This is a genomic window from Nocardioides exalbidus (assembly GCF_900105585.1).
In the GTDB taxonomy this organism is placed as follows: Bacteria; Actinomycetota; Actinomycetes; order Propionibacteriales; family Nocardioidaceae; genus Nocardioides; species Nocardioides exalbidus.
In genome coordinates this window covers 4,083,000-4,105,098 of the sequence record NZ_FNRT01000002.1, presented here as the reverse complement: position 1 = coordinate 4,105,098, position 22,099 = coordinate 4,083,000, and the positions used below count along the sequence as shown (strand labels likewise).

Genomic DNA, 22,099 nt, shown 5'->3' with positions numbered 1-22,099 from the left:
TTCGCGATCCGGGCTCCTCCGCGATGTTTGACGCACATGCGTCAACTGTCTAGCGTGGCGAGGTGCCGGTGACGCTGGACCTGTCCGGGGTCGTGCTCTCCCAGGTCACGGTGGCCGTCTCGCCGCTGGCCGAGCTCCAGGCCTGCCTGCACGCCCTGGCCGAGCCCGACCACCACTTCGGTGCACGCGTCTGGCTGGAGCGGGTCGGTGGCGGCCTGTCCGGCGGGTTGCGCTCGGACCTGAGGACGTTCGCGCCCCTCTGGGCGCGGCGACGCAGCCGGGTGCTGCTGCCGCTGGAGCGGCCCGTCGACGTCCCGCTCGACGTCGAGCTCGCGCGCGTGGCTGCCATCCCCGACGGGGAGTTCCTGGCGAGCGTCGCCGGCACCGTCCACGGAGCGAGCGAGGCCGGGGACGCCCTCCTGGCCGGCGGCGAGGAGGCCTACGTCCGCGCCTGCGACGCGAGGTCCTTCACGCGCGGCGAGCTGGCCCGGCGGCTCGTCGCCGACCCGGTAGCGTTCCGCGACGACCTGCTGCACCTGCTGGGGAGGTGCCGCGAGGAGTTCTTCGACGCGGAGTGGCGCCACCTCGCTGTGCGCCTGGGCGACGAGGTCACCCGCATCACGCGGCAGCGCCCGGCGACCCCCGTCGACCTGCTGTGCATCGTGAGTCCCGGTGCCCGCGCGATCGGGGACACCTCGACCGTCCGCTTCGACAAGCTGCAGCAGCTGCGGCTCGCGCCGCAGCACCGCCCGGTGCTGCTCGTGCCGACCGTGCTCGGCCGACCGCACCTCATCGTGCGCGGGGAGCCGCCGTTCCCGGTCGTGGTGCAGTTCCCGGTGCTGGGGCAGGAGTCGCCCGAGCACGTCGTGGAGGTACGCCGTCGACTGTCCGTGATCTCGGACGCCAACCGCCTCGAGCTCTGCCGCCACCTCGTCAACGAAGCGATCACCACGACCGACCTCGCGCACCGCACCGGGATGCCGGTGTCGCAGGTCTCCCGGCACCTCGCGAAGCTGCGCAGCGTGGGGTTGCTGACCTCGGAGCGCGACGGTCGCCACGTGCACCACCGACTCGACGTGGCCACGCTGATGCAGCTCGGACCGCAGGTGATCAGCTCCATCGTGCAGTAGCCCTCGATTCGACATGTCCGGGCCAACATGTTCTGGTGGTGGCGCCGCAGGCAGTGCCCTCGCCCTGGACGAGGCGCCTCCCATCGTGAGGTGAACGTGCGCCGCGGCCTCGACGCCTGACGAGACGGCGTCGCGTCCGAGCGCCACCCCGGCGCGCAACCAGTGAGGTCTGAAGCACGTGCGTGCCACCACCACACCCACCCCCTTCCACCGAGCCCGAACCATCGGCCCGCGCGGCATCGCCGCCGGCGTCGCGGCCGCCGCGCTCGCGCTGACCCTCGTGCCCGGCGCAGCCGTCGCGCAGCCCGCGCGTGAGCAGGCGCCCGTCGACGTGAGCCTGAAGGTCGCCGACCAGCCGCCCGTCGAGGTCGTCACCGTTCCGCAGGTGTGGCCGACCAAGGTGCTCGAGGCGCACGGCGTCGCCGTCGGTTCGCTGGACCTCGTCGACGTCGTCCGCGACGGCCGCACCGTGTCCGGTCCGAGGAAGCGGCTGCGTGAGGGCGACGTCGTACGCCTGACGCAGGTCGCCAAGGAGCGCAAGGTCAAGCGCGTGAAGATCCGCAAGGGCACCGTGGAGGTCTTCACGACCAGGCTGAAGCCCGGGAAGCGCAAGGTGGTCAGCACCGGTCGCGCAGGCGTGCGCAAGGTCGTGGCGGTGAAGACGCTGCACAACGGCGAGCCCGTGAAGTACCGCGTGGTCAGGACCGACGTCGTCAAGGAGTCGCGCCCGCGTCGCGTGCTCGTCGGCCGTGAGGCCTGGTCCGTGCCGGGCGCCGACGGCCTCAACTGGGCCGCGCTCGCCGGCTGCGAGTCCGGCGGCAACCCGAAGGCCGTGAACCCGGCCGGCTACTACGGGCTCTACCAGTTCGACATCGGCACCTGGCGCAGCGTCGGCGGCTCGGGCGTCCCCACCTCGGCCTCCGCCGCCGAGCAGACCTACCGCGCCAAGCTGCTCTACCAGCAGCGCGGACGCTCGCCGTGGCCCACCTGCGGCCGTCTCCTCTGAGGGACCCCGAGCAGCGCTGCCTCAGAGCGCGCGGGCGCGCATCATCCTCAGCACGGCCTCGGAGCGCTCGGTGAGCGAGCCGACCACCACCGGCGCGGCGTGGGCGGCGGCCACCTCGCGCGCCCGACCGACCCACGCCTCGTCGACGGCGTGGACGGGGAAGAGCGCGGCCGTGAGCGCGAGCCCGGGGATCATCCCGCCCTCGTGGAAGTGGGGGAGCGCCTCGAGGTAGCGATCGGCGTAGGGAGCGAGGACGTCGTCCTGCCCGGGGCGCCAGAAGGCGGCGGCGACGGTGCGGGCACTCTGGATGGGCACCTCGCGGCTCACGAGCGCTGTCCACGCGTCCAGCTTGGCCTCCGCGGAGGGCGATCCCGCGCGCACGGTCAGGGCGCGGATCCAGGCGTCCGGATCGGGGTCCTGCTCCTGCAGGGCCTGCACGGCCGCGGCGTCGAGCTCGCCCAGCTCGGCGCGGCGCTGCAGGACGTACCACTGCAGGTCCACGTCGTCACCCGCCTCGCGTCGTACGGCTTCGAGGTCGTCGTCGCCGGCCGCGGTCCGAGCGAGCGCGCGCAGCGCCGACGTCCGCGACACCCCCGCCTCGAGGAGGTGGCGGGCGGCCTCGCCCACCCGCGCCTCGAGCCCGGCGCGCTCCGCCTCGGGCGACCACGCCTGGGCCGCCGTGACGGCCAGCTGGAGCACCGGCTCCGCGACCGTCTCCACGGTCTCGACCGACAGCACGTCCGTCAGTGCGCCCACGGCCTCGGCCGCGGTCGCCTCGCCGTTGCTGAGCATGTCCCACACGGTCGCGATCGCCACCGCGCGGGTCAGGGTCGTCGGCAGGCCCGACGGGCGCCCGACCAGGACCTCCCGACCGGTCGCGTCCGGCCGGGTGGTGGCGAAGGTCGTGTCGTCGTGGTTGACGAGGTAGAGGTCCGCGTGGGGCAGGCCGTCGATGGTGGTGCGCTCACCGCTCACCTCGACATGCACGGAGCCGACCTCCTCGAGCGTGTCGCCGGCACGGCGGTAGGCCCCGACGCCGACGACCTGCGGGTGCGGGGCACCGTGGGCGCCGGCGGCGGTCAGGACGAGCCCCTGGTCCGACTGCTCGACACCCAGCCGGTCGACGCCCGCGGTCTCGAGCCAGGCCGTACGCCACGGCTGGAGGTCGCGGCCGCTGGCCTGCTCGAGGGAGCCGATGAGGTCGTCGAGGGTGGTGTTGCCCCAGGCGTGCTCGGCGAAGTAGGCGGTCATGCCGGCGCCGAAGGTGTCCTCGCCCACGAAGTGCATGAGCTGCTTGAGCACCGCGGCGCCCTTCGGGTAGGTGATCGAGTCGAAGATCGACTCGGCATCGGCCACCGACGGCACGGGCATGCGGATCGGGTGCGACGCCGGCCCCTGGTCCGCGAGGTAGGCGTTGAGCTTGTCCTCGACCAGGTTGTTGGCGGCCGTGTCGCCGTAGGCGGTGGCCCGCTCGGCCGCCCACATGCAGGCGAACTCGGCGAACGCCTCGTTGAGCCACAGGTCGTCCCACCAGCGCATCGTGACGATGTTGCCGAACCACATGTGGGCCATCTCGTGCAGCAGCACGGTCGCGAAGACCTGCCACTCGCCGGTGGTCGGCTCGCTGCGGCGGAGCACGGTGTCGGCCCACGTGACGCACCCGTAGTTCTCCATCGCCCCGCCGAAGTCGGGCAGGAACACCTGGTCGTAGGACCGCTGCGGGAAGGGCATGCCGAAGCGCTCGCCGAAGAAGCCGAGCCCCTGCTCGGTCAGCGTGAACAGCTGCTCGGCGTCACGCTCCAGCGCGGAGGCGAGCGTGCGGCGGGCGAAGAGCCCGAGGTCGTGGCCACCGGCCTGCTTGCGCTGCTCGACGAACGGCCCGGCGACGACCACGGGGTTGTACGTCGACAGCGGCGGCGTCGGCTCGAACGTCCAGCGCCTGCCACCTTCGACGTCCTCCACCACCGGGTCACCGGAGTTGCTGACCACGGTCCAGCCGGCCGGCGCCGTGACGGTGAAGGCGTGCGGCGCCTTGAGGTCGGGCTGGTCGAAGCAGGCCCACGCGTAGCGCGCCTCGTCGGGCTCGAAGGTGGTCCACACGTAGACGTTGTCGTCGCCCGGGTCGACGGCGCGGTGCACCCCGCGCCCGTGCGTGGTGTCGGCCTGCACCGTGGCCACGACGAGCTCGTTGTCCTCGGCGAGGTCGGGCAGGGTGATGCGGCCCTCCTCCGCCTCCGGGAGCGGCACGCCGTTGAGCGTCGCCGACTCGACCTCGGCGCAGCAGTCGACGAACGTCGTCGCGCCCGCCCGCCCCGAGAACCGGATGGTGCTGACCGCCCGGAACGGCGGCCCGTCCACCATGTCGGTCAGGTCGATCCTGATGTCGTAGGAGGTGACGGAGACGAGGGCCGCGCGTTCGACGGCCTCCTCCTGACGAAGGCTGCGGACGGGCACGGGTGGTCCTCACTCGCTGTTGGTGCTGGGAGTGCCGCCCGGTCGGGACGACACCTGCAGCCTAGGCACGGAGGACCCGGGCGGGCGAGGGCCCCGGCCACGTGCTCAGCCGTTGTCGACGGGGCGGATCTCGACCACCGGGTGCGCCTGCGTGAGCACCTGCGCGGCTCCGACCAGGTCGTCGTAGCTGTCGCAGGTGACGAGGTAGAACCCCGAGACCTGCTCGACCGTCTCGGCGTAGGGCCCGTCGGTGACCATCGCCCCGGACTCCGTACGGCGGAGGGTGCGGGCGGTGCTGCTGGGCGCGAGCCCCGCGCCGCCGGTGATCGCGCCGCCGATCGCCTTCAGCCGCGCCGCGAACTCGGCGTCGGTGTCGTGGGTCCGCTGGTGGTCGGCGTCCGTGCCGGCCGCCCATGCGGCCTCGTCGTCCGCGGGGAACAGCACCACGTAGTCGCTCATCGCATCTTCCTCTCGTCCGGGTCTCACGGGGATGACGGCCGGCCCACCCCCACATCGACAGCCGCTCACTGGCCGATGCGCGTGCGCACCTCGTAGAGCTCGGGGAAGAAGGTCAGCGACAGCGCGCGACGGAGGAAGTCGACGCCGGACGACCCGCCCGTGCCGACCTTGTGCCCGATCACCCGCTGGACGACCTGGAGGTGGCGGAAGCGCCACTGCTGGAAGGCGTCCTCGATGTCGACGAGCTCCTCGCAGGTCTCGTAGACGCCCCAGTGCTCGGACGGCGCGGCGTAGACCGTGGCGAAGAGGTCCACGAGCTCGGAGTCAGAGGTGTGCGGCAATGACCAGTCGCGGTCGAGCAGCCGGGCCGGGACGGCGTACCCCTGGCGGGCGAGGTGGGCGAGGAACTCGTCGTAGAGCGACGGCTCGTGCAGCAGCTCCTCGAGCACGGAGCGGGTCTCGGAGTCGTGCGCGAAGACGTCGACCATGTCGGCGTTCTTGTTGCCCAGGAGGAACTCGACCTCGCGGTACTGCGCGGACTGGAAGCCCGAGCTCGTGGCGAGGAAGGGGCGGATCTCGGCGTACTCCGACGGGGTCAGCGTGGCGAGCACGGACCACTGGTCGGTGAGCGTGTGCTGGATGTGCTTGATGCGTGCCATCCGCTTGAGCGCGGGGGAGAGGTCGTCGGCGCGCAGCAGGGCGCGCGCGGAGCGCAGCTCGTGGAGGAGCAGCTTGAGCCACAGCTCGCTGGTCTGGTGCTGCACGATGAAGAGCAGCTCGTCGTGCTGCGGCGGGTCCGACAGGGGCTGCTGGGCCGAGAGCAGCACGTCGAGGCGGAGGTAGTCGCCGTAGGACATCGAGCGCGAGAAGTCCTGCTGGATGCCGGCCTCGAGGTCGCGCTTGTTCGGGGTGCCGCCGGTGGTTTCTGCCATGCCCCGCAAGGTAGTCGGTGGCCTCGTCTACCGTCGCTTCCATGGCCCACCCGACCAGCGCCGACGCGGGACACTCCCGCACCTGGGTGCCCGGCTGGCCCTGCGCCGTCGGCCAGGTGCTGCGTCCGCAGCGTCGCGGGGCGGGCGACCCGACCCAGAAGCACCTCGACGACGGCCGCGTCTGGAGGGCGATGCGTACGCCGCTCGGGCCGGCGTCGCTGTGCATCGAGGGCCGCCCCTCGAGCGGCGAGGTCCTCGGACGCGCGTGGGGCCCCGGGGCCGAGTGGGCCCTCGACCGGCTGCCCGGCCTGTTGGGCGCCGACGACGACCCGACCGGCTTCGAGGCCCACCACCCGCAGGTGGCCGAGGGGCTCAAGCGCCACCCGCACTGGCGCATCGGCGGCACCGGCCTGGTGATGGAGTCGCTCGTCCCGTCGATCCTCGAGCAGAAGGTGACCGGCAAGCAGGCGTTCGGCTCGTTCCGGGAGCTGGTCCGCCGGCACGGCGAGCCCGCCCCCGGCCCGGTCGCGGCCCTGCGGCTGATGCTCCAGCCCACGCCCGAGGTGATCGCCGCGATCCCGTCGTGGGAGTGGCTCCGGCTCGGCGTGCAGCCGGCCCAGTCGCGCACGATGGTCACCGCCTGCCGCCTCGCGAGCTCGCTCGAGCGGGTCGGTCAGGTGTCGGGCGAGGAGGCCGACAGGCGGCTCCGGACGGTCCGGGGGATCGGGGTGTGGACCAGCGCCGAGGTCCGCCAGCGGGCACTCGGTGACGCCGACGCCGTCAGCTTCGGCGACTACCACCTCGCCAACTGGGTCGGCTGGGCACTCGTCGGCCACGACATCACCGACGACGAGATGGCCGAGCTGCTCGAGCCCTACCGGCCCCAGCGCGGCCGCGCCGCCATGCTCGCGATCGCCGGTGGCCAGTCACGCCCTCGGCGCGGCCCGCGGATGAGCATCCCCACGCACCTGCCGACGCACTGAGCGATCAGCCGCCGACGCGCCTGCCGTGGCGGTCCATCCGGCAGCCGCACGCCTTGCACGTCCAGCCGCCCTTCATCGCCTGCGCTCCGCTGTCGGGCCACCGGATCCGCGCGACCCGCTGCCCGCACTCGGGGCAGTCCGGCACCGGTTTCGCCGCGCCGAGCAGGACCACCACGACGCCTGCGGTGGCCATGCCGAGGAGGATCGAGGTGAGCATGGCGGGTCAGGCCAGCTCGGGTGGCGGAGCCCCGGTGAGCCGGAGGTCGGTGAGCACGCGGCGGGTCAGGGCGAAGCACGCGACCAGCACCGCGACGACGAAGAAGCCGATCTCGACGCCGGTGGCACCGAAGGCGCCGACGAGCGGGCCGACGGCGATCTGGCCGATCGGCGTCGCGACGAAGGAGAAGAACCCGTCGATCGCCATGATCCGCGACAGCATCGCCTCGGGCACCTTCTCCTGCACGAGGAGGTTCCACGACAGGTCGAGCAGGCTGAGCGCGGCGCCGGCGACGAAGAAGGCGATCGCGAGCAGCCAGAGCTCGACGCGCGTGCCGAGCACGAGCATCGGGACGCACCACAGGACGAAGGCGACCATGATCGCCTTCATCGGGCGGGAGAGCTTCGCCTTGGCGAGGAAGAACGCGGCGACGAAGACGCCGACCGCCTGGGCGGAGGTGGCCAGGCCCCAGCCCTTGCTGCCGATCGTGTCGTGGGCGATCACGGGGCCGAGGACGAAGATCCCACCGCTCACCAGCGCGTTGAAGACCAGGGCGCACGAGGCGCCGGGGATCACCCAGCCGAGCTTGCGCGCGAACGCCCAGCCGGCCGCGACGTCCCCGAGGACGCTCGCCCTGGCGGTGCTGCGGTCGCCCGGCGGAAGGCGTACGAGCACCAGGAGCGAGGCGGCGATGAGGTACGACGACGCGTCGATCGCGAGTGCCCAGCCCGGCCCCGCGGTCGCGACGAGCACCCCGGAGAGCGCAGGCCCGACGATGCTGACGGCGCTCGTGGCCTGCCCGATCAGCAGGAACGCCGACTGGCGCTCTCCTGCCGGCAGCAGGATCGGGACCATCCCGAGGAACGCCGGGTAGCTGACGGCGAAGACGACGCCGGCGACGGCCTGGAGCACGATGAGGTGCCAGATCTCCGCCCGGCCCGTGATGACCAGGAGCGCGGTGATCGACTGGGCGACGCCCTGGATGTAGTTGCAGCCGCGCAGCACGACGGCGCGGGGGAGCCGGTCGGCGATCGCGCCACCGAGCAGCATGAACACGACCATCGGGATGCTCGACGCCGCGACCACCCACCCGAGCGCGGACGCGGAGTCGTCGATCTCCAGCACGGCGAAGGCCAGCGCGACGCCGGCCATCGACCCGCCGAGCCGGTTGACGACCTGCCCGATGAAGAACCAGCGGAAGTTGGCGGTCGCGAGCGGCGACAGGCGGCTGCTCACAGGAGTGGGCGCAGCGGAGCGAGGAAGCTCTCGGTGAACTTGCGGTTCAGGTCGCGGGCCTCCCACTCGTCGAGCGTGAGCTCGAGGCAGTTGGACTCGTCGGTGCGGAAGACCTTCTCCATCACCGCGGCGAAGGCGGGGTCGATGACCTCGAGGTTGATCTCGTAGTTGCCTTGGAGGCTGAGCCGGTCGATGTTCGCGGTGCCGACGGTCGACCAGCTGCCGTCGATCGTCGCGGTCTTCGCGTGGACCATCGCGTCCTTGAACCGCACGATCCGGACGCCCGCGCGGAGCAGCTGTCCGTAGTAGCCGCGGGAGATCCAGTCGGCCACGATGTGGTTGGACTTCAGCGGGAGCAGGATCCGGACGTCGACCCCGCGGCGGGCGGCGTCGGCCACCGCGTCGACGAAGTCCTGGTCGGGCAGGAAGTAGGCGGTGGTGAGCCAGACGTTCTTGCTGGCGCGCTGGATCGCCTCGAGGTACATGCTGCGGATCGGGAACGACCACTGGCGCGGGATGTTCTTGTGGATCCGGATCTGCGGGTCCCAGTCGGACGCGGTCTCGAGCAGCAGCGGCCGCTCGTTGCGCTTGATCCGGTGGCGGCGGTTGAGGTTCCAGAAGTCGGCGAACGCGCGCTTCATGTCCCACACGCCCGGGCCGGTGATCCGCACGTGCGTGTCACGCCACTCGGTGGCGTACGCCGAGCCGATGTTGTAGCCGCCGAGGAAGGCGACCTCCTCGTCGACGATCAGCATCTTGCGGTGGTTGCGGCCGTAGAGGCGCAGGTTCCAGAACTTGAGCCCGGCCGTCCACACCGGGTAGCGCAGCACCTTCAGCGACGGCGAGAACCGCTTGAAGGCCGGCGAGACCACGACGTTGGCGAAGCCGTCGTAGATGCAGTGCACGTCGACCCCGCGATCGGCGGCGGCGGTCAGGGCGGTCTTGAACTTCCACCCGATCTCGTCGCCCTTCCAGATGTAGGTCTCGAAGAGGATCTGCTTCTTGGCGCCGTCGATGGCGGCCAGCATGTCGTCGTAGAGGTCGCGCCCGAAGGTGTAGGTCGTGATCTCCCCACCGCCGACCGGCACGGTCTCGGGCGCGGAGACGGGAAACGGCTTGGGCTTCTTGCCGCGGCGGCGGTAGGAGTCGACGAGCGACAGTGCGACGGCGAGCCCGACCTGGAGGCCGAGCAGCGTGAGCAGCGTCCGGCGCAGCGAGGTCAGCAGGCGTCCGGCGGTCACGCGGACAACCTACCCAGCGAGCCGCTGTCCCCGCCGCTCACTTCCGTCGGCGGAGTGGCGCGTGGAGGATTGCCGCGGCACGAGGCGACACGAAGGCGGCCACCATCAGGGCGGCGAGGGCGAGCTGGAACACCGGCAACCAGACGTCGCCGGTGGCGAAGCCCCAGATCGCGAGCCCGACCCAGGCGCCCGCGATGAGGACGCCCCAGCGCCGGGCGCCGTCGTGGCTCCCCGCCAGCGCGTCAGCCTCGGTGCCTCCCATCCCCGCATCCTGCGACAACCCGGTGGAGGCGGCAAGTCCCGCGCTGGCAGGATCGCGGCATGCGCCGCCTCGTCTACTTCGTCGCCGTCACGCTCGACGGGTTCATCGCCGGCCCGGAAGGGGGCGACCCGAGCGGATCGGACTTCCTGCCCGTCACGCCCGACCTCGTCGAGCACCTCGTCACCGAGTGGCCGGAGACGCTGCCGGCCCCCGCCCGCGAGGCGCTGGGCGTCGAGGGCCCGGGGCAGGCCTTCGACACCGTCATCGAGGGGAGGGCGTCGTACGACATCGGGCTGGCCGCCGGTCTCACGGATGCCTACCCGCACCTGCGCCACCTCGTCGTCTCGCGCACGCTCGCCGACCGCACCGACCTGCCGGTCGAGGTCGTCGCGGGCGACCCGGTCGCACGGGTGCGCGAGCTCAAGGCGGAGGACGGCCTCGACATCTGGCTCGTCGGCGGCGGCACGCTCGCGCACTCCCTGCTGCCCGAGATCGACCGGCTGGTGCTCAAGGTCAACCCGTCGGTGATCGGCGAGGGCAGGCGGCTCCTCGAGGGCCCGTTCGCCCACGCACGCTTCGAGCCGGTCGGTCAGGTCGACCTCGCCGGCGGGGTCCGGGTCGTCACCCTCGACCGGGTCCGCTGAGCTTCTCGGTCTTCCTCCGCCGGAAGATCGGCTTCTGCGCGAAGCGGCTGACCGCCGACTCGGGCCAGAGGTACATGGACCCCCAGAGGGCGCCCAGTCCGACGGTGACGGCGCCGCGCCACATGTCGCCGTCCTCGATCGCCGAGAAGCCGAGCGCGACCCAGCCGACGGCGATCACGACGTCGGCGCGACGACCCCGCGTCCTGGGTTCCCCGAACCGTCCATGGGCCGAGCCTACGCCCCGACCAGGCCGAGTGCCTCGTAGCGCGCGACGTCGCACGGGTCGTCGGACAGCACCCGGAAGAGCGTCGCGCGGAGCATCGCCTGGCGTGGCGCACCCGTCCGCCAGTCGTCGAGCGCCTCGACGGGGGCACGCAACCACAGGACGGCGTCGAGCACGCAGACCGCCTCGGCCCACAGCGGCGAGCGCCACGCGGGGGAGAAGTCGATGACGAACGGGTTGCCCCCGGCGTCCAGCAGGACGTTGCCGGCGAGGTCGGCGTGGACCAGCTGCTCGCGACCGAGGTCGGTGTCGTCGAGGCCCTCGACCAGCGAGCGCACGAGCTCGTGGAGGTGGGGACGGTCGGCGGCCGCCTGCTCGGCGGTGCCGTCGTACGCCGCCCGGTCCGCGACGGCCCACCGGTCGACGCGCGCCTCGAGTGCGGCCGGCTTCTCCGGGACGGCGGTGGCCAGGTGCGCGTGGAGGAGGTGCGCCGTGGCTCGCAGGGTCGGCAGGTCCCGGCAGGGCGTCGTACCGGGCTCGAAGCGGGTCGCTGCCCAGCCGTCGGCGGTGAGGCTGCCGTCGCGGGCCGGCACGGGCAGCGCGAGCCGCAGGGAGCGGGGCGAGGCCTCGTCGAGCCGCACCGCGAGGCGCGCCTGGACCGGCGCGATCCAGGCCTCCGACTCGTCGTGGCCCGGGGAGAGGACGAGGTCGCCTGCCCGCCAGCTCGTCCCGCGTCCGCCGGGGAGCGGCTCGAGCACGCCCTCGGCGGCGAACAGGTCGAGGACGCGGTCCGGCGGCTGTGACGGGTGGGGCACGAGGTGAGCGTAGGACGGCAGCAGCCGCACCATGAAGGCAGTTCGCGTCGGTTGTGGTGCGGGCCACGCCCAGGTCCACCGGCGAGCCGGCGAACTGCCTTCACCGTGCGCGCCGGACCTCTCCCGCCCGGGACCCACTGTCGGTGGCGGCCCGTAGGCTCGACGCATGCGTCCGATCACCGATCTTCAGCGCCGTGTCGCGCCCTTCGAGGTCGTCTCCGACTACGAGCCGTCGGGTGACCAGCCGGCTGCGATCAAGGAGATCGTCGAGCGGGTCAACGGGGGCGTCCAGGACGTCGTCCTGCTCGGCGCGACCGGCACCGGCAAGACCGCCACGGTCGCCTGGGTCGCCGAGCAGCTCCAGCGCCCGGTCCTCGTGCTGCAGCCCAACAAGACGCTGGCCGCGCAGTTCGCCAACGAGCTTCGGCAGCTGTTCCCCGGCAACGCGGTGGAGTACTTCGTCTCCTACTACGACTACTACCAGCCCGAGGCCTACGTCCCCCAGACCGACACCTACATCGAGAAGGACTCCTCGATCAACGAGGAGGTCGAGCGGCTCCGGCACAGCGCGACCAACAGCCTGCTCACCCGCCGCGACACGATCGTGGTCTCGACGGTGTCCTGCATCTACGGCCTCGGCACCCCGCAGGAGTACGTCGACCGCATGCTGAGGCTCAAGGTCGGCGAGGAGCACGATCGCGACTCGGTGCTCCGCCGGCTCGTGGAGATCCAGTACACCCGCAACGACATGTCCTTCACCCGCGGCACCTTCCGGGTCCGTGGCGACACGCTCGAGATCTTCCCCGTCTACGAGGAGCTCGCGATCCGCGTCGAGTTCTTCGGCGACGAGATCGAGCGGCTGATGACGCTGCACCCGATCTCCGGCGAGGTGATCTCGGACGACACCGAGCTCCACGTCTTCCCGGCGACCCACTACGTCGCAGGTCCCGAGCGGATGGAGCGGGCGATCAAGGGCATCGAGCTCGAGCTCGACGACCAGCTCGCCGCGTTCGAGAAGCAGGGCAAGCTCCTCGAGGCCCAGCGGCTGCGGATGCGCACGACCTACGACCTCGAGATGATGCGGCAGGTCGGGTCGTGCTCGGGCATCGAGAACTACTCGATGCACATGGACGGCCGCACCCGCGGCAGCGCTCCCAACACGCTCCTCGACTACTTCCCCGAGGACTTCGTGCTCGTCGTCGACGAGTCCCACGTCGCGGTGCCGCAGATCGGCGGGATGTACGAGGGCGACATGTCGCGCAAGCGCAACCTCGTCGACCACGGCTTCCGGCTGCCGAGCGCGATGGACAACCGGCCCCTGCGCTGGGAGGAGTTCCTCGACCGGATCGGCCAGACGATCTACCTCTCCGCGACCCCCGGCAACTACGAGCTCGACAAGGTCGGCGGCGCCGACAACGCGGTCCAGCAGATCATCCGCCCGACCGGCCTGGTCGACCCCGAGGTCGTGGTCAAGCCGACCAAGGGCCAGATCGACGACCTGATCTACGAGATCCGCACCCGCGCCGAGAAGAACGAGCGCGTCCTGGTCACCACGCTCACCAAGAAGATGTCCGAGGACCTCACGGACTACCTCCTCGACGCCAACATCCGCACCCGCTACCTCCACTCCGAGGTCGACACGCTCCGCCGCATCGAGCTGCTGCGCGAGCTGCGGATGGGGGAGTACGACGTCCTCGTCGGCATCAACCTCCTCCGCGAGGGCCTCGACCTGCCCGAGGTGTCGCTGGTGTCGATCCTCGACGCCGACAAGGAGGGCTTCCTGCGCTCCGACAAGTCGCTCATCCAGACCATCGGCCGCGCGGCGCGCAACGTGTCGGGCCAGGTCCACATGTATGCCGACAAGATCACGCCGTCGATGGAGGCCGCGATCGACGAGACCAACCGTCGTCGTGCGATCCAGGTCGCCTACAACACCGAGCGCGGGATCGACCCCCAGCCGCTGCGCAAGAAGATCGCCGACATCACCGAGATGCTCGCGCGCGAGGACGAGAACACCGAGGAGCTGCTGCGCACCTGGGCCGACGTGGGCCAGAAGGGTCGCGCCGGAGGGGTGAAGGCCGGCAAGTCGCCGACTCCGGCCCTGTCGCGGATCCACTCCGAGGCGCCCGACACCGCCGGCATCCCGAGCGCCGACCTCGCCGAGCTGATCCAGGGCCTCACCGACCAGATGAAGACCGCGGCCGCCGAGCTCCAGTTCGAGGTCGCCGCCCGCCTCCGCGACGAGATCTCCGACCTCAAGAAGGAGCTCCGCCAGATGATGGAAGCGACGAAGTGAGGAGAGAGCCCCGAGCGAGGAACGAGCTCGAGGGGTTCTCGACGAGCGAGGAGCTGCGAGCGAGCGAAGCGAGCACGCCGGCCACGAAGTGAGCGCCTCACACGCGGTGGGCAGTCAGATCCCGTCGACGTGCTTGCGGATCGACTGGCGCTCGATCGCCTTGCGCTCCTTCTTCTCCAGCTCGCGCACGTGGTCGTCGACGATGTCGTCCTTGCGAGCGACGATCCGCAGCAGGTTCATCAGGGCGAAGCCCGTCGGGAAGAGCGGCCACGGGAAGTCACCGAACATCGTGATGGCCCAGATCGTCCACAGGAGCGCGGACAGCCCCACGAACCCGAGCAGCGCCTCACGACGCTGGCCCTGCCACCTGCGCAGGGCCTGACGCTGCAGGTCCTCGTCGCTCGTCCGGGGCGCCCGCGAGACCGGCAGGTCCTTGACGAGGTGGACCAGGTCGCCGAGCACCCGGCTCGTGAGTGCCGCCTCGGCGCGTTCGTCGTACTCGGCGCGCGTGATCCGTCCCTCCGCGAAGGCGTCTGCCAGGACGCTCTCGATCACGGCACGATCGCGGTCCGAGGCGCGCATGCCCGCGTTCACGGGATTGCGGGGGTCGTGGTCGAACTGTCGCCACACCTCGATGTCGGGCACCTCGCCAGCATAGGCACGCGCTCACCTCCGCATGGGTGTGGTGTGTCACGGATCAGCGCGGCACGGTCTGGCCATGAGCACATCCATCGACCTCGGCCGCCCCCTCTCCGGTGACGTCATCGACCTGATCCTCGAGGACCACCGCCGCTTCGAGTCCCTCATGCGACAGCTGCGCGACAGCAGCAGCGACCGCGACGCCGTACGCCAGGCGCTGGCCGCCCTCCACGTCGCGCACGCGGAGGCGGAGGAGAAGCACGTCTACCCGAAGCTGCGACGCAAGGACGCGATCACCGAGCACGAGGCGGAGCACGGCGAGGAGGAGCACGCCGAGGGGCACGAGGCGATGCTCAAGGTGCTCGAGCTCAAGGGCACCGACACCCAGGCCTTCGACGACGCGGTCGAGGACCTCGCGACCGCGCTCAACCACCACCTCACCGAGGAGGAGCTGACGATCCTCAACCCGGCGCGCGACGAGGTCGGCGAGCAGGTGCGGGCAGAGCTCGGCAAGGCCTTCGCCACCGAGCGCAACAGGCTGCTCGACGAGGACTGCGGCAGCATCGACAACGTCCGGCGGATCGTGCAGGCTGCCGAGGAGGAGGGCCTCCTCGACGAGGACGACGAAGGGTCCGACGACTGACGGGACGGAGCACGGCGTGAGGGTCGAGGAGATGCACGCCCTCTGCGCCGACTTCCCCGGCGCCTGGCCGGACAACCCGTGGGACCACGAGCACCCCGTGTTCAAGGTCGGCCCCGGCGAGCGCGGCAAGATCTTCGCGTTCCTGTCGGCCGACAAGGTCGGGGTCAAGGCCGGCGCCACCCGCGAGGTCGCCGACGAGTGGCTCGACCGCTACCCCGACGACGCGAGCGTGATGGCCTACATCGGCCGCTCCGGGTGGAACGACCTCGCGCTCGCCGGCACGATCCCGGACGACGAGCTCGAGGAGGCGGTCGAGGAGTCCTACCGGTTCGTGGTCTCGCGGCTGCCCCGCAAGGACCGCCCGGCGGGCTGGGAGCGCTGACCGGTCACCGGCGGCGCATCATGGTGAGCCCGACCATCCGGGCCACGACCATCGCGACGTAGAACACGCCGACCATCATCTCCACCATCAGCACCGACCGCGCCTGCGCCCCGACCGCGACGATGTCGGACAGACCGACGCTCGTGAGCGTCGAGAACGACAGGTAGAGCAGCTCGAAGAACGTGTGGTCGAAGCCGCCGGCGTTCGAGAACGAGTCGGGCCACACGACCTGCACGGCCGCGAAGACGTAGGCGAAGCCCCACGCCACGACCGTGAAGGCCGCGCCCGTCGCGAAGTACTCGTCGGTGGTCACCTCCTCGTCGTGGAAGAGGTAGCGCAGCTGCGCGTAGGAGACGTAGAAGTAGAACGGCGCGTGCAGCAGGCCCGACATGAGCACGACCGGGTCGCTCGTCGGGAAGATCGGCTCGAGCAGCGTCAGCACCATCGCCGGGACGCCGAGGAAGAACACCACCCGGCTCACCACCGGCGTACGCCGCACCGCGAGGACGGCCGAGCCGACGGCGAGCATGCCGATGACGCCGAGGAACGCGCCACCGACCCTCGAGCCGCCGAGGAACGGCCAGGCCAGCACCTGGAGCAGCTGTGCGGCGAGCAGGATCGCCGACGGGTGCGCCAGCACCTGGTCCAGACGTCGCTTCACGCCCGCGAGTCTAGGGAAGCCGATGAACGCGACGGGGAGGCTCGGCTGGGCTAGGTTCGCGACGTGGGAGCGCGTAGCGGGAGGTGGGTGGTCGGCGGCCTCGTCGTCGTCCTCCTCGGCCTGCTGGTCGCGATCGGCCTGGTCGTCACCTCGCGGGACACCGTCGACGAGGGCCTCACCGCGCGGCAGCAGGAGGTCGCGGAGGCGGCCCGCGCCGAGGCCGTCGCCTTCCTGACCGTCGACCACACCGACATGGACCCGCTCATGGACGCCGTGCTGGCGGGGGCGACCGGGGACTTCGCGCAGCAGTACGCCGACCAGCGCGCGACGCTGGAGAAGCAGGCCCGGCGGAGCGAGGCCACTTCGGTCGGCGAGGTCGTGTCGCTCGGCGTGGGCGACCTCGACGAGACGTCGGCCACCGTGCTGGTCGCCGCGAACACGTCGGTCACCAACAAGCTCACCGAGGGGGAGGCGCAGACGCGCTACTACCGGATGCAGCTCGACCTCGTCCTCGAGGACGGCCGGTGGCTCACCAGCAACCTCGAGTTCGTGCGGGACCCCCGATGAGCGGCACCCTGCAGAAGCGCGTCGCCTGGGCGCTCGCCCTCCTGGTCGTCGTCTGCGCCGGCACGCTCGCCTGGCTGGTCCGCAGCGACGCGGAGGAGGCGCCGACCACGACGAGCGCCGCCTCGGCCGACGCCGAGGTCGCCTCGACGGCGGTGAAGGAGGCGGCCCGCACCGTCGCCGCCGACGCCGCGTCGGCCGCCTACGGCTACTCCTGGAAGACCGTCGCCGAGGACAAGGCGGCGGCGCGGGCGATGATGACGCCGGCCATGCAGCGGCAGTACGACCGCACGACCGCCGGTGTCGTCACCGAGAGCCAGCAGGTCCACACCGTGGTGACCGCCCAGGTCGCGGGCACCGCGCTCGTCACCGCGACGACGTCGTACGCCCGGGTGCTGGTCTTCGTGAACCAGGAGACCACCGACGACACCCTCGAGAAGCCGCTGCTCGACCTCGACCGCGTGCTGGTCACCCTCCAGCACGACGGCGAGGAGTGGAAGGTCAGCGAGCTCGACGCCCTCTGAGACCCAGCCCCTTGACCCGCCCCTGACACAGGACCGACAACCGGAAGGACCGCGCCGTGGACGACGTGACGACCGACCTGCTCATCATCGGCGCGGGGCCGACGGGGCTCTACTCCGCCTACTACGCGGGCTTCCGCGGGATGAGCGTCGCCGTGGTCGACTCGCTCCCCGAGCTCGGCGGGCAGATCACCGCGATGTACCCCGAGAAGGCGATCCTCGACGTCGCGGGGTTCCCGAGCGTCAAGGGCCGCGACCTCGTGGAGGGTCTGGTCGAGCAGGCCGCGTCCGCCGATCCGACGTACGTCCTGGACCGCACTGCCACCACGCTCGAGCACGGTGACGACCACGTCGTCGTCACGCTCGACGACGGCACGCGCGTCACGGCCGGAGCCGTCCTCATCACCTCCGGCATCGGCAAGTTCAGTCCGCGCCCGCTCCCGGCCGGCGACGGCTGGGTCGGTCGGGGCATGGAGTTCTTCGTGCCCAGCTTCGCGCCGTACGCCGGCAAGGACGTGGTGATCGTCGGGGGAGGCGACAGCGCCTTCGACTGGGCCGAGCACCTCGAGCCGATCGCCGCGTCGGTGGCGCTGGTGCACCGCCGGGACGCCTTCCGCGCCCACGAGCGGACCGTGGCCAAGGTGAAGGCGTCGAGCGTGGAGATCATCACCAGCGCCCAGGTGACCGAGCTGCGCGGCGACGGACACCTCGAGCAGGTCGTCGTCGCCGTCGACGGCGAGGAGCCCCGCACGCTGGAGGCGCAGGCGCTGGTCGCAGCGCTCGGCTTCGTCGCCGACCTCGGGGCGATCCAGCAGTGGGGCCTCGAGACGTCGAAGCGCCACGTCGTCGTCGACTCCGCGATGCGGACCAACCTCCCGCGGGTCTTCGCCGCCGGCGACATCACCGACTACCCCGGCAAGGTGCGGCTGATCGCGGTGGGCTTCGGCGAGGCCGCCACTGCTGTCAACAACGCCGCCGTGGCCATCGACCCGACCGCCCACGTCTTCCCGGGCCACTCGAGCGAGGGGTGAGGCCCGACGACCCCGTCGGGCGAGGCGGCCTACCGGCGAGTAGGCATAATGGCCCGGTGCGTATCGCCATGCTGTCCTACCGGAGCAAGCCGCACTGCGGCGGCCAGGGCGTCTACATCCGCCACCTGAGCCGGGAGCTGGTGAGGCTCGGGCACGAGGTCGAGGTGTTCTCCGGGCAGCCCTACCCCGACCTCGACGAGGGCGTCAAGCTCACCAAGGTCCCCAGCCTGGACCTCTACCGCGAGCCGGACCCGTTCCGCGTCCCGCGGCTGGGGGAGTTCCGCGACCGGATCGACGTCGAGGAGTTCCTGACGATGTGCACGGCCGGGTTCCCCGAGCCGAAGACCTTCAGCTCGCGCATCTCGCGCCTGTTCCGCGAGCGTGCCGCCGACTTCGACGTCGCGCACGACAACCAGGTGCTCGGCACCGGGATCCTGGACCTCGAGGACTACGGCCTGCCGGTCGTCGCGACGATCCACCACCCGATCACGATGGACCGCCGGATCGACCTCGAGACGGCACCGACCTGGCGCAAGCGGCTCACGCTGCGCCGGTGGTACGGCTTCCTGCGGATGCAGACGAAGGTGGCCAAGCGCTACCGCAAGGTGCTCACGCCGTCGGAGTCCTCGACCCGCGACATCGCCCGCGACTTCGGCGTCGACCCGGCCCGCATGCAGACGATCCTGCTCGGCGTCGACGACGTGTTCGCGCCGCCGACCACGCCCCGCGTGCCCGGTCGGATCCTCGCCATGGCCAGCGCCGACGCCCCGATGAAGGGCATCGCCACGCTGCTCGAGGCGTTCGCCAAGCTCCGCATCGAGCGTGACCTGTCGCTGGTCCTCGTCACCCGCCCCGAGCCGGGCGGGCGCACCGAGCAGCTCATCGACCAGCTCGGCATCACCGACCACGTCGAGTTCGTCAATGGGGTCTCCGACGAGGAGCTCGTGCGGGTGATGGGCTCGGCCGAGGTCGCCTGCGTGCCCTCGCTCTACGAGGGCTTCTCGCTGCCGACCGCCGAGCTGATGGCCTGCGCCACCCCGCTCGTCGTCTCGCGCGCCGGCGCGATCCCGGAGGTCGTCGGCCCCGACGGCCTCTGCGCCGACCTCGTGACCCCCGGCGACGTCGGCGAGCTGGAGCAGGCGCTCGCAGCGCTGCTCGACGACCCGGAGCGGCGTACGACGATGGGTGCGGCCGGCCGCGCCCGCGTCGAGGAGCTGTTCAGCTGGCGTGCCGTGGCAGAGGCCACCGCCGCCGCCTACGAGGAGGCCATCGCCTCCTTCGCGACCGAGCGTGACCAGGAGACCCACCGTGCTGACCGTTGACTTCGACCGGCTGGGGCTGCGCCCGGGCGACCGCGTCCTCGACATGGGCTGCGGCGCGGGCCGCCACGCCTTCGAGATGTACAAGCGCGGCGCCGACGTCATCGCCTTCGACCAGGACGCCGACGAGCTGGCCACGGTGCGCGAGTGGTTCACCGCGATGCGCGAGGCCGGCGAGGTGCCCGCGGGTGCCGAGGCCGACGTGAAGGAGGGCGACGCGCTCGCCCTGCCCTTCGCCGACGGGGAGTTCGACCGCATCGTCGCCGCCGAGGTCCTCGAGCACATCCACGCCGACGTCGACGCCATCAAGGAGCTCGTCCGCGTGCTGCGCCCCGGCGGCACGCTCGCCGTCTCGGTGCCGCGCTGGCTGCCCGAGGTGATCAACTGGAAGCTGTCCGACGACTACCACAACGCCGAGGGCGGCCACGTCCGGATCTACACCGACCACGAGCTCATCGACAAGGTCACCAAGGCCGGCCGCTCCAACGACGGCACCCCCGGCGACGCGATGGTCTTCACCGGCAAGGACCACGCCCACGGCCTCCACACGCCCTACTGGTGGATCAAGTGCGCGGTCGGCGTCACGAACGACGAGCACCCGCTCGCGAAGGGCTACCACAAGCTCCTCGTGTGGGAGATCATGAAGAACCCGAGGGCGCTGCACTACGCCGGCAAGGTCCTCGACCCGCTCATCGGCAAGAGCATGGTGCTCTACTTCGAGAAGCCCTTCGCGTGACCCTCTCCCGCGCCCAGGTCGAGCAGACCGCCGCAACGATCGTCGCGATGCAGGAGCCGAGCGGCGCGATCCCCTGGACGCCGGGCGAGCACACCGACGTGTGGAACCACCTGGAGTCGGCGATGGCGCTGGTCGTCGCCGGCGAGCACGGGGCGGCCGACCGCGCCTTCGCCTGGGCGCGCGCCACGCAGCGGGCCGACGGCTCGTGGCCGATGAAGATCGTCGTCGGGGAGGTCGAGGACCACTCCGGCGAGAGCAACATGTCGGCGTACGTCGCCGTGGCGGTGTGGCACCACTGGCTGGTCGTCCGCGACGAGGCGTTCGTCCGCCGCATGTGGCCGACCGTGCGGCGAGCGCTCGACTTCGTGGTGTCGCTCCAGCTGCCGTTCGGCGGGGTCGCGTGGTCCCAGGAGTGGCGCGACGGCTCACCGGGTGCGGTCAACGAAGAGGCCCTGCTCGCCGGGTCGTCGAGCATCCACCACTCGCTGCGCGCGGGTGCCGCGATCGCCGACCTGGTGGGGGAGCCGCAGGTCGAGTGGGAGCTCGCCGGCGGGCGGCTCGGGCACGCGCTGCGCGAGCACCGTGACCTGTTCCTGGACAAGTCGACGTTCTCGATGGACTGGTACTACCCGGTGCTGGGTGGCGCCGTCCGGGGCCGCGCCGCGCACGACCTGATCGCCGAGCGCTGGGACACCTTCGTCGAGCCGGGCGTCGGCATCCGCTGCGTCTCCACGAACCCGTGGGTCACCGGCGCCGAGACGGCCGAGCTCGTCCTCGCCCTCGAGGCGATCGGCGACCGGGAGCGCGCGGCCCGGCTGCTGGAGGACATGCAGCACCTCCGCACGGCCGAGGGCTCCTACTGGACCGGCTACGTCGTCCCGGACGACGTCAACTGGCCGGGGGAGCAGACCACCTACACGGCCGCCGCGGTCATCCTGGCCGTCGACGCGCTCACCGACGGCACGCCCGGCGCCGACATCATGCGCGGCACCACGCTGGTGCCGGACTTCGCGGAGATCGCTCTCGAGTGCGGCTGCCCGTCAGCCGACTCGGTCGAGCGGATCGCCGGCGTCTCCGGACGTCCGGCGTAGGACCCGCATCGACCCGACCGCCTCGACCTCGGTGAAGGCGCCGCTCGCGAGAGCGGGGAGGTAGATCTCCTCGTACGGCGGCCTGCCGCCGTCAGCCGGGTCGGGGAACACGTCGTGGACGAGCAGCACGCCGCCGGCCATCACGTGGTGCGGCCAGCCGCGGAAGTCGGCGCGGGCCGGCTCGACGCCGTGGCCCCCGTCGATGAACAGCAACGCCAACGGGGTGCGCCACCAGCGGCTGACCGTCTCCGACCGGCCGACGACCGCGACGACCTGGTCCTCGAGACCGGCGTCGCGGACGGTCCGCCGGAAGGTGGGGAGCGTGTCCATCACCCCGAGGTCGGTGTCGACGAGGCTGCTGTCGTGGTGCTCCCAGCCGGCCTGGTTCTCCTCCGAGCCGCGGTGGTGGTCGACGGTGAACACGGTCCCGCCGACCTCGCGGGCGGCCGCACCGAGCCAGATCGCCGACTTCCCGCAGTAGGTCCCGACCTCGAGCGCCGGACCGTGGGGCAGCTGCTCGACGGCCCAGCGGTGCAGGACCTCTCCCTCGTCCTCGGGCATGAAGCCCTTCGCGGCGCGGGCGTGGGCGAGCAGCTCGTCGGACATCACGGGAG

General features: G+C 71.7%; 25 protein-coding genes. 13 read left to right on the top strand and 12 right to left on the bottom strand.

Going from position 1 to position 22,099, the window contains the following annotated elements; all coding sequences use genetic code 11:
- Positions 1 to 62: 62 nt before the first annotated feature.
- Together BLV76_RS19935 and BLV76_RS23390 are read left to right on the top strand one after the other, a co-directional pair.
- On the top strand, positions 63 to 1,130 hold the full coding sequence (locus BLV76_RS19935) for an ArsR/SmtB family transcription factor (protein ID WP_139306645.1): 1,068 nt from the start codon (positions 63 to 65) through the stop codon (positions 1,128 to 1,130).
- Positions 1,131 to 1,308: 178 nt separating this feature from the next.
- Positions 1,309 to 2,136, top strand: coding sequence for a resuscitation-promoting factor (locus tag BLV76_RS23390; protein ID WP_281246174.1), 828 nt, complete (start codon positions 1,309 to 1,311; stop codon positions 2,134 to 2,136).
- 21 nt (positions 2,137 to 2,157) lie between these two features.
- On the opposite strand, the gene pepN is transcribed toward BLV76_RS23390, so the two are convergent.
- From pepN to BLV76_RS19915, 3 genes are all read right to left on the bottom strand, one after another.
- Complete coding sequence (gene pepN / locus BLV76_RS19925; RefSeq protein WP_090971477.1) at positions 2,158 to 4,590, bottom strand: aminopeptidase N; 2,433 nt, start codon at positions 4,588 to 4,590, stop codon at positions 2,158 to 2,160.
- Positions 4,591 to 4,695: 105 nt separating this feature from the next.
- Positions 4,696 to 5,049: a YciI family protein gene (locus BLV76_RS19920; protein WP_090971475.1), complete on the bottom strand. Its 354-nt coding sequence runs from the start codon at positions 5,047 to 5,049 to the stop codon at positions 4,696 to 4,698.
- Positions 5,050 to 5,114: 65 nt separating this feature from the next.
- The gene (locus tag BLV76_RS19915; RefSeq protein WP_090971473.1) at positions 5,115 to 5,981 is read right to left on the bottom strand and encodes a tryptophan 2,3-dioxygenase; all 867 of its coding nucleotides are present in this window, start codon (positions 5,979 to 5,981) and stop codon (positions 5,115 to 5,117) included.
- Positions 5,982 to 6,022: 41 nt separating this feature from the next.
- On the opposite strand from BLV76_RS19915, the gene BLV76_RS22720 reads away from it, so the two are divergent.
- Positions 6,023 to 6,964: a DNA-3-methyladenine glycosylase family protein gene (locus tag BLV76_RS22720; protein ID WP_090971471.1), complete on the top strand. Its 942-nt coding sequence runs from the start codon at positions 6,023 to 6,025 to the stop codon at positions 6,962 to 6,964.
- A gap of 4 nt (positions 6,965 to 6,968) precedes the next feature.
- Here the strand turns inward: BLV76_RS22720 and BLV76_RS19905 are convergent, their stop codons facing one another.
- The 4 genes from BLV76_RS19905 to BLV76_RS19890 are packed head-to-tail and all read right to left on the bottom strand — an operon-like array spanning position 6,969 to position 9,920.
- Positions 6,969 to 7,181, bottom strand: coding sequence for a hypothetical protein (locus BLV76_RS19905; RefSeq protein ID WP_090971469.1), 213 nt, complete (start codon positions 7,179 to 7,181; stop codon positions 6,969 to 6,971).
- 6 nt (positions 7,182 to 7,187) lie between these two features.
- Entirely contained in the window at positions 7,188 to 8,417 is a 1,230-nt protein-coding gene (locus tag BLV76_RS19900) for an MFS transporter (protein ID WP_175539765.1), read from the bottom strand.
- Positions 8,414 to 9,658, bottom strand: a complete 1,245-nt coding sequence (locus tag BLV76_RS19895) for a phospholipase D-like domain-containing protein (RefSeq protein ID WP_245734789.1) — start codon at positions 9,656 to 9,658, stop codon at positions 8,414 to 8,416. Before BLV76_RS19895 ends, BLV76_RS19900 begins: the two co-directional genes overlap by 4 nt.
- A gap of 37 nt (positions 9,659 to 9,695) precedes the next feature.
- Positions 9,696 to 9,920: a hypothetical protein gene (locus BLV76_RS19890; RefSeq protein WP_090971466.1), complete on the bottom strand. Its 225-nt coding sequence runs from the start codon at positions 9,918 to 9,920 to the stop codon at positions 9,696 to 9,698.
- Positions 9,921 to 9,979: 59 nt separating this feature from the next.
- Here BLV76_RS19890 and BLV76_RS19885 point away from each other — a divergent pair, with 59 nt between their 5' ends.
- On the top strand, positions 9,980 to 10,564 hold the full coding sequence (locus BLV76_RS19885; RefSeq protein ID WP_090971465.1) for a dihydrofolate reductase family protein: 585 nt from the start codon (positions 9,980 to 9,982) through the stop codon (positions 10,562 to 10,564).
- Here the strand turns inward: BLV76_RS19885 and BLV76_RS19880 are convergent.
- Both BLV76_RS19880 and BLV76_RS19875 read right to left on the bottom strand, forming a co-directional pair.
- A complete protein-coding gene (locus BLV76_RS19880) occupies positions 10,542 to 10,742 on the bottom strand; it encodes a hypothetical protein (protein ID WP_090971463.1) in 201 nt (66 codons plus the stop codon). The two genes, BLV76_RS19885 and BLV76_RS19880, sit on opposite strands and share 23 nt — an antisense overlap.
- 56 nt (positions 10,743 to 10,798) lie before the next feature.
- Entirely contained in the window at positions 10,799 to 11,602 is an 804-nt protein-coding gene (locus tag BLV76_RS19875) for an aminoglycoside phosphotransferase/kinase family protein (RefSeq protein ID WP_217630399.1), read from the bottom strand.
- A 166-nt stretch (positions 11,603 to 11,768) separates the two neighbouring features.
- On the opposite strand from BLV76_RS19875, the gene uvrB reads away from it, so the two are divergent.
- Positions 11,769 to 13,898 (top strand): excinuclease ABC subunit UvrB, encoded by a 2,130-nt coding sequence (gene uvrB / locus BLV76_RS19870; RefSeq protein WP_090971461.1) that lies wholly within the window; start codon positions 11,769 to 11,771, stop codon positions 13,896 to 13,898.
- A gap of 114 nt (positions 13,899 to 14,012) precedes the next feature.
- Here the strand turns inward: uvrB and BLV76_RS19865 are convergent, their stop codons facing one another.
- Positions 14,013 to 14,543 carry a DUF1707 SHOCT-like domain-containing protein gene (locus tag BLV76_RS19865; RefSeq protein WP_090971459.1) on the bottom strand — a complete coding sequence of 177 codons (531 nt, stop codon included), beginning with the start codon at positions 14,541 to 14,543 and terminating at the stop codon, positions 14,013 to 14,015.
- 73 nt (positions 14,544 to 14,616) lie between these two features.
- On the opposite strand from BLV76_RS19865, the gene BLV76_RS19860 reads away from it, so the two are divergent.
- Together BLV76_RS19860 and BLV76_RS19855 are read left to right on the top strand one after the other, a co-directional pair.
- Positions 14,617 to 15,180 (top strand): hemerythrin domain-containing protein, encoded by a 564-nt coding sequence (locus BLV76_RS19860; protein WP_090971456.1) that lies wholly within the window; start codon positions 14,617 to 14,619, stop codon positions 15,178 to 15,180.
- A gap of 16 nt (positions 15,181 to 15,196) precedes the next feature.
- Positions 15,197 to 15,562 carry an MmcQ/YjbR family DNA-binding protein gene (locus BLV76_RS19855; protein WP_090971454.1) on the top strand — a complete coding sequence of 122 codons (366 nt, stop codon included), beginning with the start codon at positions 15,197 to 15,199 and terminating at the stop codon, positions 15,560 to 15,562.
- Between the two features lie 4 nt (positions 15,563 to 15,566).
- Here the strand turns inward: BLV76_RS19855 and BLV76_RS19850 are convergent, their stop codons facing one another.
- On the bottom strand, positions 15,567 to 16,223 hold the full coding sequence (locus tag BLV76_RS19850) for a potassium channel family protein (protein WP_245734787.1): 657 nt from the start codon (positions 16,221 to 16,223) through the stop codon (positions 15,567 to 15,569).
- Between the two features lie 63 nt (positions 16,224 to 16,286).
- Between BLV76_RS19850 and BLV76_RS19845 the strand changes: the two genes are divergently transcribed.
- From BLV76_RS19845 to BLV76_RS19820, 6 genes are read left to right on the top strand one after another with little or no spacing between them, the layout of a single operon-like run.
- Positions 16,287 to 16,790 carry a hypothetical protein gene (locus BLV76_RS19845; protein ID WP_139306643.1) on the top strand — a complete coding sequence of 168 codons (504 nt, stop codon included), beginning with the start codon at positions 16,287 to 16,289 and terminating at the stop codon, positions 16,788 to 16,790.
- Positions 16,787 to 17,311 carry a hypothetical protein gene (locus BLV76_RS19840; RefSeq protein ID WP_090971451.1) on the top strand — a complete coding sequence of 175 codons (525 nt, stop codon included), beginning with the start codon at positions 16,787 to 16,789 and terminating at the stop codon, positions 17,309 to 17,311. The genes BLV76_RS19845 and BLV76_RS19840 overlap by 4 nt, the downstream gene beginning before the upstream one ends.
- 56 nt (positions 17,312 to 17,367) lie before the next feature.
- Positions 17,368 to 18,339 carry an NAD(P)/FAD-dependent oxidoreductase gene (locus BLV76_RS19835; RefSeq protein ID WP_090971450.1) on the top strand — a complete coding sequence of 324 codons (972 nt, stop codon included), beginning with the start codon at positions 17,368 to 17,370 and terminating at the stop codon, positions 18,337 to 18,339.
- A gap of 56 nt (positions 18,340 to 18,395) precedes the next feature.
- On the top strand, positions 18,396 to 19,661 hold the full coding sequence (locus BLV76_RS19830; protein ID WP_090971448.1) for a glycosyltransferase family 4 protein: 1,266 nt from the start codon (positions 18,396 to 18,398) through the stop codon (positions 19,659 to 19,661).
- Positions 19,648 to 20,394, top strand: a complete 747-nt coding sequence (locus BLV76_RS19825) for a class I SAM-dependent methyltransferase (protein WP_090971446.1) — start codon at positions 19,648 to 19,650, stop codon at positions 20,392 to 20,394. Before BLV76_RS19830 ends, BLV76_RS19825 begins: the two co-directional genes overlap by 14 nt.
- Entirely contained in the window at positions 20,391 to 21,485 is a 1,095-nt protein-coding gene (locus BLV76_RS19820) for a prenyltransferase/squalene oxidase repeat-containing protein (RefSeq protein ID WP_090971444.1), read from the top strand. The genes BLV76_RS19825 and BLV76_RS19820 overlap by 4 nt, the downstream gene beginning before the upstream one ends.
- On the opposite strand, the gene BLV76_RS19815 is transcribed toward BLV76_RS19820, so the two are convergent.
- Entirely contained in the window at positions 21,435 to 22,091 is a 657-nt protein-coding gene (locus BLV76_RS19815) for a class I SAM-dependent methyltransferase (protein ID WP_090971442.1), read from the bottom strand. The genes BLV76_RS19820 and BLV76_RS19815 overlap by 51 nt on opposite strands.
- Positions 22,092 to 22,099 lie beyond the last annotated feature (8 nt).

Bases quoted from the DNA above. Each gene is read 5' to 3' on its own strand.
- BLV76_RS19890 (WP_090971466.1), bottom strand. From the start codon at position 9,920: ATGGGAGGCACCGAGGCTGACGCGCTGGCGGGGAGCCACGACGGCGCC.
- BLV76_RS19840 (WP_090971451.1), top strand. From the start codon at position 16,787: ATGAGCGGCACCCTGCAGAAGCGCGTCGCCTGGGCGCTCGCCCTCCTG.
- BLV76_RS19860 (WP_090971456.1), top strand. From the start codon at position 14,617: ATGAGCACATCCATCGACCTCGGCCGCCCCCTCTCCGGTGACGTCATC.
- BLV76_RS19905 (WP_090971469.1), bottom strand. From the start codon at position 7,181: ATGCTCACCTCGATCCTCCTCGGCATGGCCACCGCAGGCGTCGTGGTG.
- uvrB (WP_090971461.1), top strand. From the start codon at position 11,769: ATGCGTCCGATCACCGATCTTCAGCGCCGTGTCGCGCCCTTCGAGGTC.
- BLV76_RS19915 (WP_090971473.1), bottom strand. From the start codon at position 5,981: ATGGCAGAAACCACCGGCGGCACCCCGAACAAGCGCGACCTCGAGGCC.
- BLV76_RS19885 (WP_090971465.1), top strand. From the start codon at position 9,980: ATGCGCCGCCTCGTCTACTTCGTCGCCGTCACGCTCGACGGGTTCATC.
- BLV76_RS22720 (WP_090971471.1), top strand. From the start codon at position 6,023: ATGGCCCACCCGACCAGCGCCGACGCGGGACACTCCCGCACCTGGGTG.
- BLV76_RS19815 (WP_090971442.1), bottom strand. From the start codon at position 22,091: ATGTCCGACGAGCTGCTCGCCCACGCCCGCGCCGCGAAGGGCTTCATG.
- BLV76_RS19920 (WP_090971475.1), bottom strand. From the start codon at position 5,049: ATGAGCGACTACGTGGTGCTGTTCCCCGCGGACGACGAGGCCGCATGG.